At 67.4% G+C, this 11,553-nt stretch carries 10 protein-coding genes; 3 read left to right on the top strand and 7 right to left on the bottom strand.

All coding sequences use genetic code 11. The annotated features are described in order from the left end of the window. Positions 1 to 15: 15 nt before the first annotated feature. Positions 16 to 627: a GDSL-type esterase/lipase family protein gene (locus ACWGCN_RS09405; protein ID WP_449967089.1), complete on the bottom strand. Its 612-nt coding sequence runs from the start codon at positions 625 to 627 to the stop codon at positions 16 to 18. Further along, complete coding sequence (locus tag ACWGCN_RS09410; RefSeq protein WP_378988896.1) at positions 614 to 1,816, bottom strand: NAD(P)/FAD-dependent oxidoreductase; 1,203 nt, start codon at positions 1,814 to 1,816, stop codon at positions 614 to 616. The genes ACWGCN_RS09405 and ACWGCN_RS09410 overlap by 14 nt, the downstream gene beginning before the upstream one ends. A 214-nt stretch (positions 1,817 to 2,030) precedes the next feature. On the opposite strand from ACWGCN_RS09410, the gene ACWGCN_RS09415 reads away from it, so the two are divergent. Next, complete coding sequence (locus ACWGCN_RS09415; RefSeq protein ID WP_378988894.1) at positions 2,031 to 2,561, top strand: PaaI family thioesterase; 531 nt, start codon at positions 2,031 to 2,033, stop codon at positions 2,559 to 2,561. Here ACWGCN_RS09415 and ACWGCN_RS09420 read toward each other — a convergent pair. From ACWGCN_RS09420 to ACWGCN_RS09440, 5 genes are all read right to left on the bottom strand, one after another. Continuing rightward, positions 2,558 to 4,363, bottom strand: a complete 1,806-nt coding sequence (locus ACWGCN_RS09420) for an AMP-dependent synthetase/ligase (protein WP_452458267.1) — start codon at positions 4,361 to 4,363, stop codon at positions 2,558 to 2,560. The genes ACWGCN_RS09415 and ACWGCN_RS09420 overlap by 4 nt on opposite strands. 26 nt (positions 4,364 to 4,389) lie before the next feature. Beyond that, positions 4,390 to 5,970, bottom strand: coding sequence for a PfaD family polyunsaturated fatty acid/polyketide biosynthesis protein (locus ACWGCN_RS09425; RefSeq protein WP_452458268.1), 1,581 nt, complete (start codon positions 5,968 to 5,970; stop codon positions 4,390 to 4,392). Between the two features lie 216 nt (positions 5,971 to 6,186). Continuing rightward, positions 6,187 to 7,065, bottom strand: coding sequence for an alpha/beta hydrolase family protein (locus ACWGCN_RS09430; protein ID WP_378988889.1), 879 nt, complete (start codon positions 7,063 to 7,065; stop codon positions 6,187 to 6,189). Next, the gene (locus tag ACWGCN_RS09435) at positions 7,065 to 7,586 is read right to left on the bottom strand and encodes a DUF4442 domain-containing protein (RefSeq protein WP_378626832.1); all 522 of its coding nucleotides are present in this window, start codon (positions 7,584 to 7,586) and stop codon (positions 7,065 to 7,067) included. The genes ACWGCN_RS09430 and ACWGCN_RS09435 overlap by 1 nt, the downstream gene beginning before the upstream one ends. A gap of 69 nt (positions 7,587 to 7,655) precedes the next feature. Then, positions 7,656 to 8,594: a LysR family transcriptional regulator gene (locus ACWGCN_RS09440; protein WP_378626831.1), complete on the bottom strand. Its 939-nt coding sequence runs from the start codon at positions 8,592 to 8,594 to the stop codon at positions 7,656 to 7,658. Positions 8,595 to 8,966: 372 nt separating this feature from the next. Between ACWGCN_RS09440 and ACWGCN_RS09445 the strand changes: the two genes are divergently transcribed. Beyond that, positions 8,967 to 10,190, top strand: a complete 1,224-nt coding sequence (locus ACWGCN_RS09445) for a cytochrome P450 (RefSeq protein ID WP_452458269.1) — start codon at positions 8,967 to 8,969, stop codon at positions 10,188 to 10,190. A gap of 37 nt (positions 10,191 to 10,227) precedes the next feature. Then, positions 10,228 to 11,520: an extracellular solute-binding protein gene (locus tag ACWGCN_RS09450; RefSeq protein WP_378988885.1), complete on the top strand. Its 1,293-nt coding sequence runs from the start codon at positions 10,228 to 10,230 to the stop codon at positions 11,518 to 11,520. Positions 11,521 to 11,553 lie beyond the last annotated feature (33 nt).

Here is an 11,553-nt window from a genome sequence, read left to right on the forward strand (position 1 = left end):
TCCCTTGTCTTCTGCTCAGAGTTGCGAAACTCGCACAGTCCGGACCTCGTCGATGAGGTCGGCCATCGCCGTACCGATGAGCTGATGGCCCGCCGGGCTCGGATGCATGCCGTCCGGGGACCACATGACCGGGTCCGCGGTGATGGGTGCGTTCACCAAATCGAGTCGCACGAGATCGAACTCGTGGACGAGGTCGTCGAGATAGTCGTTGGCTTGCGCGAATCGCGACCGCAACACCGTGCGGACGGATTCGGGCAGGCCGGGCAGGCGGTCCGGGATATTCGGCCAGTTCGTGGTGAACACCAGCCGATCCGGGCGCGCCAGCCCGGCATAGATATGACGCAGGTTGCGGCGGAAGCGATCCGGGTCGTAGTCGGTGACCAGGTCGTTTCCGCCCACGATCACGCCGATCAGCGCAGCATCGGCGGCCAGGGCGATCGGCAGTTGCCGGTCGACGACATCCTGGGTGGTGGCCCCGTAGGAGCCGAGGTTCAGTATCGCGCCGGAAATTCCGAGCAGGTGCTCGACGTGCGCGACAAATCCCGCGAAGGAGCCGTCGGCGTTGACCGAACCGCCGCGCCCCTCCGCGAAACTGTCACCGAGCACCATCAGCTCATACGTTGGCACCGAGCAATTTCGCGATGCGTTCCGGCGCGAAGAATTCCTCGCCGGTCATTCCGCCGCCGACCATCGCATAGAAGTCCGTGGCATATTCTTCGTTCTTTTCCAGCGCACGGAAAACGGCCAGCAATTGCGGAGTCAGTTCCAGCGTGGAAATCGTGCAGGTGAACTCGAAACTCGACTGCGATTTCTCGTCACGCTCGCGCTGGTAATCGGCGAGCGCCTCGGCCATCGGTCGCTGATCGCTCAGACCCTCGTGCACCCGCTCGGCCAGCAGCGCCGCGTAATCGAACGCGTCGGAGATGCCGAGCCCGGTGAACGGGTCCTTGTGGTACCCCGCGTCCCCGACCAGCGCCCAGCCTTCGCCGTGCGACTGGCGGCGGTAGTTGTCCGGGTACCGCATCGGGGTGAAACGCTCCTCGCGCTTGCCCTTGGTGACCAGTTCCTCGGCGAACTCGGGCAGGATCTCGCGAGCGACCTTCACGAAGTTGGCCTCGACGTCGGCACGGAAATCAGCGTAGGTGTCGATCTTGCGCATGACCGCCACGAGGGTCTGGTCGTTGTGGGTCGGCCAGATGCCGATCTGCTGCTTGTCGCCGATCCGGCTGTGGAACTCCGACACCGACAGGCCGCTGAAGTAGCTGTAGTAGATGAAGCACTCGGCCGCGACCTTCGTGTAGGTCTCGGCGCCGACAGCGTTGGCGACGAACGAGTTGGTGCCGTCGGCACCGATCACGATGCGGGCCCGCTCCTCGGCGATCTCACCACCGGCGACCGAACCGCGAATACCGACGACCACACCGTCTTCGATGATCAGTTCGCTGACGGTGTACCCGGTACGCACCTCGGCGCCGGCCTCCCTGGCACCCTCGACCAGGATCGCGTCGAGTTCGGTGCGCCGCGGCGCGTAGGTGGCGTCGATGCCCTGGATGGGATCGGCGAACCCCGCGATGACGATGTCGAGGTAGGACACCGTCATGCGCTTGATCGCCGGCACACCGGTGGCGATCAGCTTGTCGAGCAGGCCCCACTGGGCCAGCCGGGCCAGCCCGCGCTGCTGAATGTAGTGCGTCGAGATGGTGTCGCTCGGGAACGTGGCACGGTCGACCACCAGGACTCGATGCCCCTGCCTCGCCAGCAACATGGCAACCGGTGAACCCGCGCATCGCGCGCCGACAACAATCGCGTCATACATCAGGGTGACTCCTCAGTAAATGAAACGCTTATGGCCCCGGATGCGATTTTACGGAGTCGAACCGCTCGATCCGCGTACCGATTTCCAATCGGATTACATGAATAGATGTTCCAGAACAATGATTTCGAATATTAGCGATCCGGCAGCTCGGATGAATAGTTGAATTCAACTTCCGTTCATCACGAAAAACGGTTCGATATGGGCTAATTGGGGCATGCCAACTGGAAATGAACCGGCCCCCGGAATCGCCGCAGCACAGGCTCGGCTGACGAATATGACCGGTGCCGCGACGCCGGACTACGAACAGATCCGCAAGACCGTCGACACGCTCGTCCCGTTCGTGAATCTGGTGGGCGTGCGCATGACCGAGCTGGGCCCCGGCTCGGCGGTGGCCGAGATCCCCGAGGCACCGGCGATGAGCAATCACCTGGGCACGGTGCACGCGGGCGCGCTGTTCCTCGCCGCCGAAGTCGCCTGTGCCGGTGCGTTTTCCGGCATCATCGCACCGCGCATCCTGCACGTGCGGACCTTCGTGCTGCGCAGCACCAAGGCCACCTTCTTCCGGCCTGCCCGCGGCCGGATCCGCGCCAGTGGCACGGTGAGCTCCCCGATCCTGGCCGAGGTGGTCGGGCGCAGGACCGAGGAGCAGTTCGATATCACCGGAAAGGCGCTGCTGCACGACGACAGCGGCGCCTTGCTCGCCAAGGTGGATCTCGAGTACTTCTGCTGGCTGGGCGCGGCTTAATCCGGATACAGCGTGGTGATGACGGCGCCGAAGTCGGCTTCGATCGCCGCGCGACGCAGCCGCAACGAGGCCGTCAGCTGACCCTTCTCCATCGAGAAGTCCTCCGCGAGAACGGCGAACCGGCGAATCGACTCCGCACGGGAGACGAGCCGGTTCGCCGCCTCGACACCGGCGGAGATCTCGGCGAGCAACCGGGCGTCCTCGGTCGGGACCCCGCCGGACACGTCCACGCCGTGCTCCGCGGCCCAGCGAGCCAGCACCACCGGATCGACGGTGATCAAGGCGGTCACATACGGTCGGCCTTCACCGACGAGCATGCAGTTGCTCACCAAGGCGTGCAGGCGAACCCGGTCTTCGAGCGGCGCGGGCGCCACGTTCTTGCCGCCGCTGGTGACGATGATCTCCTTGCGCCGGCCGGTGATGAACAGGAATCCGTCCTCGTCGAGCCGGCCGAGATCGCCCGTGGCCAACCAGTTCTCGGCCGAATGGCCGCCGTCGGGCCAGTACCCGGGGAAGACCTGCGGGCCCCGGACCAGGATCTCGCCGTCGTCGGCGATCGCGACGGTCGTGCCGGGCACCGGTCGGCCGACCGCGCCTGCCCGATTGGCGTGCGGCGCACTCATACTGACCGTCGACGACGCCTCGGTCAGCCCGTACGCGCCGATGATCTCCACACCGATGCCGGTGAAGAAGTCCGCCGTCGACGGTTCCAGCGACGCGCCACCCGCGACCATGTGCTCGAGCCGCCCGCCGAGCATGCCACGCCACTGTTCGTCGATCCGGGCGTCGATCACCGCGTCCGCCGGTGGCTGCTGACCGCGCCTGCGCGCATGGCCGACAGCGATCGCCGCCGCCTCCGCGGCGTCGTACCGATCACCGCCGAGGGCCTGACGCGCCGCCTTGCGGATCTTCTCCAGGACGTAGGGGACACCGATCAGGAACGTCGGCCGAAAGATCGGCAGTTCGGCGGGCAGTTGCGCGGGAGTGGCGACCAGGCCCGTGCGGACTCCGGCCAATACACACCCGAACTGCACGACCCGCCCGTACACGTGCGCGAGCGGGAGGAACAGCAGTGTCGACGCGGGATCCGCTGGGGTGCGGCGGAATACGGTGTCGAGGAGTTCGACCACGTTGGCCGCGGCGGCGAAAATATTGCGGTGCGTCAGCAGACAGCCCTTGGGGACGCCCGTGGTGCCGCTGGTGTAGACGATCGTCGCGACATCATCGGCGCGCACTGCCAGCCGACGCTCGGTGGCCTCGGCGTCGGCGATCACCTCGCCCTGCTCGACCAGCGCAGGAAACGACGAACCGAGCAGCCAGGCCCGGCCGCGCAGATCTCCCGCCGCCGCACCGATCAACTCGCACTGTTCGATCGTCTCCACGAAACACGCGCTGGGACGGGCATCGGCCACGATGTGCTGGATCTGCTCGGCCGACGATGTCGGATACACCGGTACGGCCATCGCGCCCACGCTCAGCACGGCGAAGTCCGCCGCCGACCATTCGAAACCGGTCCCGCCGAGGATCAGCACCCGATCGCCTACGCCGATCCCGTTGGCCAGCAGGCCCTTCGCGAGTTCGAGGACGAGCCGGGCGAACTCGTCGTAGCCGACGTCGAGCCAGCCCTCTGCCGTTCTCCGGCTGAACACCACGGCCGACGGGTCGGCAGCGGCCTTGGAGAACACTACGTTGGCCAAGTTGTCGTCATCGGCCATGGTGACCAGTGGCGCGACACTGTATTCCTGCGCGACCCGCAGTCCCTGCACGGCGCCGGCATCTTGCACGGCGCTATCCCCCTGCACGGCGCTATCTCCCTGCACGGCGCTACTCATCGTGACTCGATGCTGGTCAGCGGGGCCGGAACGTAGGTCGAGCAGCGGCCCGGGAGTCGCACGCCCGCCGCGCGCAACTGACTCACGCGGGTGGCGAACGCCGCACCGTGCATGATCTGCAACCCGACCTCGGCGACATGGCGGTGCGCCGGTGCGGCCAGGTAGGTGCCGGCGACCCAGTCGTTGAACGCGCCCATCGCGGGCCCGCACCAGATCTGATAGTCGAGGGTGCGCTCGGGCGTCGCGGCCGTGCTCCAGCCCGACGACCGGCCCAGATACCACCGGAAGATCAGTGCCATCCGGCGTTTCGGGTTCCCTTCGGCGCGCGCGATCTGCTCGGGGTCGCGCTCACGGAAGTAGCCCAGGCAGTCGTTCCACACCTCGTCGAAGGAGCGGGCCAGGATCCGCTGCTCGATCTCGGCGCGTTCGGCGGCGGGGATCGCCTCGATGCCGTCGTAGCGCCGATAGGTGTCGTACAACCGCCGTGCGCGGCTCGCGAACATCGTGCCGCGTTGCAGCACCTGCACGTCGACGCCGAGTTCGAACATGTCCGACGAGGGCGCCATGGTGGTGTCGGCGACGCCCGCCGCGGCCAGCAGCTGCTTCGCCGTCTCCGACTGCGCCGCTTCGACAGTGGCCTGATTGACCGACCCCGTGACCACGTAGGAGGCACCCATCGCGAAGGCCGCCGCGGCGGCCGCCGGAGTGCCGATGCCACCGGCCGCGCCGACCCGGACCCGCTGGGCGAAACCGTATTCACGCTGGATCCGTTCGCGCACCGCCAGCAGCGACGGCAGCAGCACCACCAGCGGACGGCGGTCGGTGTGGCCACCGGAGTCCGCCTCGCCGGTGATGTCGTCGGCCATCGGAACCGACGCCGCCAGCTGCGCCTGCTCGGCGGTGATCTCCCCCGCGTCCAGCAATCCGCGCACCAGATGCTCCGGCGCCGGGCGCAGGAACAATTCGGCCACCTCGGCGCGAGACACCTTGGCGATCACCCGGTTCCGGGCGATCACCTGGCCGTTCGGGTCACGGTGCAGGCCGGCCAGCCGGTAGCGCACCACCTGCGGGGTCAGGTCGAGGAAGGCCGACGCCTCCACACAGCGCACCTCGTGGCGCAGGCACGCGTCGACGATCGCCCGCTCCAGCGCGTTCTCGCTGGGACTGTGGATCAGGTTGCAGGCGAAGGGTTTTCCCGGCGCCTCACGCCCGATCGTGGCCAGGGCCTCGTCGATCCGGGCGGGCAGCACACCGGCGGCGCCGAACGAGGCGAGCAAGCCGGCGCGCGCCATCGCGACCACCATCGGCGCCGAGGCGATCCCGTTGGCCATCGCACCGGCGTGGTAGGCGAAGTTCACGCCGTGGGTCTGCCGGAACTCGTTGTTGCCCAGCGTTTCCGGCCGCAGCGCCGGAGCCGCTGCCAGCACTTGCGCACCGCGAGCGGTGCCGGCGTCGGTGGTCACCGCGACACCGCGTTCGTCACGGACCACGAACACCGGCTTGTCCAATTCCGACAGCGCACGGTAGATGGAGTTGTCGTCCCTGGCGAGCGCCGAGGGTGCAAGGGAAGTCGTCACTGTGCCAATCCTTCTGAGAGCCCGAGGGCAGAGGTCGCTATCGAGAAATGCCACGAACGGTCGGCGCCGCGAACGACGCACGTCGGCGCCCGGGTTGGTCGGCCGTCCTGCGGCGAGGCGGGCAGCCATCGCTACCGAGTCGGCCGACCATCGCTGAGCGATCGGCCTGCGCTACCGACCGAGATCGGTCTTCGATGCCGAGTGGATCGGCCATCGCTACTGGGGCGGTCGGCCTTCGGCAACCCAAGCCGCGACTGCGGGCGCGACCAGTTCGCTGTCCTTCACCCACGACGCATGGCCGATGTGGGTGAAGCCCGAGGCCCGATCGATGTGCCAGCGATGCTGATCCGCCGCGCCCATCCGCTTGCTCAGGAACCGCACCGTGGACTCGGGGCCCAGCGGGTCGCCGTCGAGCGAGATGAGCAGCACCGGCAGCGTGAATTCGCGCAGCAACCGGTCGTAGTCGCGGGCACTGCCGCTGGGCCGGTAGTTGCCGGTTCGCAGGTGCCGGGCCCAGTCGATCATCACGCCCGCGGTCATCGGCCCGATGCCGCCACCGCCGGTCCACCGGCCGCGCAGCCGGGTGACCGCACCGACCGACCAGCCGCGCGCCAGCACCTCGAGGCGCCTACGCAGTTCGAACGACCACCAGTACACCGAACCGGTACCGATCGTCGTGATGCTCGCGACCCGATCCGGTTCGGCCGCAGCGAACAGCAACGCGAGCTGTCCGCCCAGGCTGTGCCCGAACAGGTGCAGCGGCGCCTCGGGGAACCGCTCGCGCAGCGCGTCCGCCACGGCGGGCAGGTCGACCTCGATCAGCTCGCGATAGCCGAACCCGGGACCTTCCCCCAGTGCGGGCAGGCTGTCGCCCTGCGCGCGCAGATCGAGGACAGCGGCCGTCAGTCCGGCCGCGTGCAAGGCCGTGACCAGCGGCAGGTAGTACTTGGCCTTGATGGCCATGGCAGGCAGGATCAGCACCACCGGTGCGGCCGGATCCGCCTGCGGCAGCAGGCGTACCGCCAGGGTGGCGCCATCGGGGGTGGCGACGGTGGTCGATTCCAGCCCGACGATCTGGGCGCGTTGCTCGCTCATCACGCCTCCGCGGCCAGCGTGCAGACGTAGTCGAGCGCCACCTTGCCGACCAGCACACCCGCGGTGTCGTACATCAGCGCCCGCGCGTCCACATCCAGCCGCTGGCCGCCCTTGGCCGCCAGTACCGTCGCGACGTCGCTCGGGTCGATGACCCCGATCGCCCGGATCCGGCCGAGGGCGGGCTTGCGGAACGACAGCCGCGCGTCGCGCAGCACCAGGGTGTCGATGGCCGACAACCGCGACGCCAGCGCGCCCACGAAGGCGCACGCGCCGGCGATATCGGCGGCCAGGAATTGCGCACCGGCGTGCACGGTACGCAGATGGTTCAGGACGTAGGGCTCGTCGGGAATTTCCACGATCGCGCGGTGCGGACCGATTTCGGTGATCTCGGTCCCCGCGTGGGTACCGAAGGGGACCAACTTGCTCACAATTCGCTGCAGATGCAAGAAGTCGGGGTTATCCGGATCGATCGCCTCGAATACCGAACCGAGGGTGGCTGAGGTTTTCAGTTCAGGTGCCATGAAATAATTGCACCATCCGCACCCGCCGATTCGGATTTCCATTGCCGATCTCAATCGACCGAATGGTAATCAACTCGCCAGCGGTTCTCCGTACACCTTGCCGCGGATAGTGGATTGCAGGAAATTCTTCGTCGAATCGAGGCTGTCCAGGAATACCTGCACCACTTCGTTGGGACTGTCGACGCGCCAGGCGACCTGTAATTCCACCACCGGTTCCGGATCGACGAGGGGAACCACCTTCAAGCCCATCGGCCGCGGCTCGTCCATGCTGATGAACGACGCGAACCCCACATACCGGCGGGCGGCCACGGTGATCTCGGTGGCCACCGAGTCGTTCATGTACTCGGCGACCTTCGGGAACGCGCCCGCCCGCTCGCCCGCGGTCATGATGGCGTCGTACATCGCCGGGCTCACCTCGCGGTTGAACAGCACGCACGGCGTTTCGGCCAGTTCGCGGATCGAGATCGAGGACCGGTCGGCCCACCGGTGCCCCTGCCCCACCAGCGCGCCGATGCGCATCTGCAGCAGACACCGCGACAGCACCGACCCGCCGTTGGACGCACCGCCGTAGAGCAGCCCGACATCGAGCTCCCCGCGCGTGAGAGCGGTGAGCTGCGGCCCGGAGCGACCCGAGCTGAGTTTGGTGGTGATGTTGGGATAGTGCGCGTGCAATTGGGCCAGTGACCTGGGCATGATGAGCTGCCCGGCCCGCCCGTTGAACCCGATGTTGATCTTGCCCATCCGCCCGGCCGCGATGTCGCGGACGGTGTTGGTCGCCGAGTGCACCTCCCCGAGAATCCGTCGCGCGTCGGCGCGGAACGCCTCGCCCGCGGGGGTCAGCTGCACCACCCGCGACGTCCGCGACACCAGTTCGACGCCGAGATGGCGTTCCAGGCGCTTGAGTTGCTGGCTGAGTGACGGTTGCGTGAGATGGAGCCTGGCGGCCGCCCTTCCGAAGTGCAGTTCGTCAGCGATGGCAAGAAATGCCTCGATATGCCGTGTCTCCATAGTGCGCGCCTCGCGTGATCAGGTACGTGACTCGTCCGAGATATGCACCTTGTATAGCGGCACCGCACGTCATCGGGGAACGGGCCCGTGAAGCCCAGATGAGCAGCGACCGAATTCCTGCCGACCCTGCGGCGTGTCCACCCCGCCTCGCGGTGACCGGTGCCGCGAGCGGCACCGTGAACACGGTCGATTCGGCACTCGAATCGCTGACTCGGAAAAACCCGATGATCCCCGTCTTGACAGGGCGATCCATTTCGTACCGCAATTGATCAATAATGCGTTCCGCGTTGTCGCCCGCGACACCGGAGTGGAAGACTTTTATCCGGTGCAGGCGAAGTAATTTCGACGCCGATTTTCGAAGGAGCCCAGAATATGACGACCACGGTTGCCAGCCAGCACGACGCCGAGTCGACACTGGCCGAACTGTTCGCTCCCGATACCCGACCCGATCCGTATCCCGTCCACCGCGCACTGCGCACGAAGTCCCCGTTGGTCACCAAAGGCGGCGACCTCGTGATCATCGCCAACTACGCCGATTGCCAGCAGGTGCTGCGCGACCCGTCGGTGCGCAACGACCCCAAGCTTTCCCGGCTCGGCAAGGATCACCCGGAGCGCTCGGAGTCCCTGCTGTTCCTCGATCCGCCCGCGCACACCCGCATTCGCCGACTCGTGTCGAAGGCCTTCACACCCAGGGTTATTCGGGCCTCGCAGCCGCAGATCCACTCGATCGTGGACGAACTCATCGAAAATATCGCGAGCAAGAGCGAATTCGACGTGATCTCCGAATTCGCGCTGCCCCTGCCGGTGCGGATCATGTGCGCTCTGCTCGGCATCCCCGTCGAGGAGTTCGGCGACTTCGAACCCGCCGCCCGCAGGCTGGGCCGCGTCCTCGACTTCAACCTCGTCGTCCACAACGACGATCTCGACGACGCCGAGGGCGCGCGCAACGAGCTGATGAACTACCTGGTCAACCTGATCTCCCGCAGGCGCGGCAACCTCGGCGACGACCTGCTCTCGCGGCTCATCGAGGTCGAGGAGGAAGGCGAGGTGCTCAGCGAGGGCGAACTGCTCGCCACCTGTGTGCTGCTGATGGTCGCCGGCCACGAGACCACCGCCAACCTCATCGCCAACGGCGTACTCGCCCTGCTCCAGAATCCGGACCAGCGCGAGATCCTCGCCGCCGACCCCGAATTGGGCATCAGCGCCGCCGACGAGGCGTTGCGCTACGACGCGCCGATCCAGTTCGTGATGCGCATCGCCACCCGTGACATGGAGGTGAGCGGCACCGCGATCACCCCCGGCACCGCGATGCTGGTGCTGCTCGCCGCGGCCAATCGCGATCCCGAGCACTACCCCGACGCCGACCGCTTCCTGGTCGCCCGCGGCGCGGCCGACCACCTCGCCTTCTCGGCCGGGGCGCACTTCTGCCTCGCCGCGGCGCTGGGCCGGGCCGAGGGCGCCGCGGCGCTGTCCGCCTTCGCCGGGCGGGTGATCGACCCGGTGCTCGTCCCGGGCTCGCTGCGCTACCGGCCCAATGTGAACCTGCGTGGCATCGACGCTTTGACCGTCACGCACGGCGGAGTTCGTCTCCGTTGATCTCCGATTCGACCACCCCCTCCACAGAAAGCCTGTTATGAACTCGCACCACCACGGCCGTAAGGCCGGATGGGGGATCGTGCTCGTCGCGGTCACCACGCTGCTCGCGGCCTGCGGCCAGAACAGCTCGGCCCCGGTCGCGGCCGACGACCCGGTGACCATCACCTTCCTGTCCTACACCTACGGACAGACCAACCCGCTGGGCAAGGGCATCGAGAAGTTGATCAACGACTTCCAGACCGCCAACCCGAAGATCACGGTCAAGCCGCAGTCGGTCCCGACGGCCGACGCGCTCACCAAGCTCCAGAGCGAAGTGGTGGCGGGCAACCCGCCCGATGTCGCGCAGATCGGCTGGAGCAAGGTCGCGCAGGCCTCGCAGACCTTGCCGCTGCGCTCGCTCGAAGAGGTCGCCGGCACCGATGAGTGGAACAAGCACATGGCGGGCTTCGTGCCGTCGGTGCTGAAGGCGACCCCGGTCGCCGGTGCGAAGAAGCCGGTCGCGATGCCGTTCATGATGGCCACCCCGGTGGTCTTCTACAACGCCGACCTGTTCACCGCGGCCGGGCTCGATCCCGCCCAGCCGCCCAAGACGATGGCCCAGCTCAAGCAGGCCGCGCAGGCGATCAAGGACAAGACCGAGGCGCAGGGCGTGTACGTCTCGGCGGCCGACCCGGGCAAGTCCGACTACCTGACCCAGTCCCTGGTCAACAGTGCCGGTGGCGCGCTGGTGTCGAGCAGCGGTGAAGTCACCGTCGACTCGGCCCCGGTCATCACCGCGCTGTCGACGATCCAGGATCTGACCAAGTCCGGTGTGCAGCCCGCGGTCGACTTCGCTTCCGCGCAAAGCGCTTTCAACTCGGGCAAGCTCGGCATGCTGGTCACCACCGGCGGCGGTCTGCTGACCCTCGACGCGGCGGCCAAGGGCAAGTTCGCCCTGCAGGTGGCGCCGCTGCCCGCCTTCGACAACCTGCCTGCCCGCCCCACCTTCTCCGGGTCGGGCCTGACGGTCGTGGCCAAGGACGCCGCCAAAGCGAAGGCGGCGTGGAAGTTCGTGCAGTTCATGACCAACGACGAGAGCTTCAAGCTCATCGCCTCGCAGATGGGCTACCTGCCGCTGCGGACCGCGGCGGAGTCCTCGGCCGATCCGCGGCTCGGCTCGGCTGTCAAGCAGATGGCCGATCTGGCTCCCTACACCGCCTTCCCGGGCAAGCAGTCCAACCAGGGCGTCGTCATCCTCCAGGACGAGGCCGTCGAACCGATCGTCCTTCGCGGCGCCGACCCGGCGGCGACCCTGCGCGCCGCCGCCGCGAAGATCCGCGGACTCAACTGAGTTCACGCACCCTCCGCTGACCACCACCCCCTC

It is taken from the genome of Nocardia sp. NPDC055050, assembly GCF_053608345.1.

Bases quoted from the DNA above. Each gene is read 5' to 3' on its own strand.
- ACWGCN_RS09415 (WP_378988894.1), top strand. From the start codon at position 2,031: ATGCCAACTGGAAATGAACCGGCCCCCGGAATCGCCGCAGCACAGGCT.
- ACWGCN_RS09445 (WP_452458269.1), top strand. From the start codon at position 8,967: ATGACGACCACGGTTGCCAGCCAGCACGACGCCGAGTCGACACTGGCC.
- ACWGCN_RS09430 (WP_378988889.1), bottom strand. From the start codon at position 7,065: ATGAGCGAGCAACGCGCCCAGATCGTCGGGCTGGAATCGACCACCGTC.
- ACWGCN_RS09450 (WP_378988885.1), top strand. From the start codon at position 10,228: ATGAACTCGCACCACCACGGCCGTAAGGCCGGATGGGGGATCGTGCTC.
- ACWGCN_RS09435 (WP_378626832.1), bottom strand. From the start codon at position 7,586: ATGGCACCTGAACTGAAAACCTCAGCCACCCTCGGTTCGGTATTCGAG.
- ACWGCN_RS09410 (WP_378988896.1), bottom strand. From the start codon at position 1,816: ATGTATGACGCGATTGTTGTCGGCGCGCGATGCGCGGGTTCACCGGTT.
- ACWGCN_RS09440 (WP_378626831.1), bottom strand. From the start codon at position 8,594: ATGGAGACACGGCATATCGAGGCATTTCTTGCCATCGCTGACGAACTG.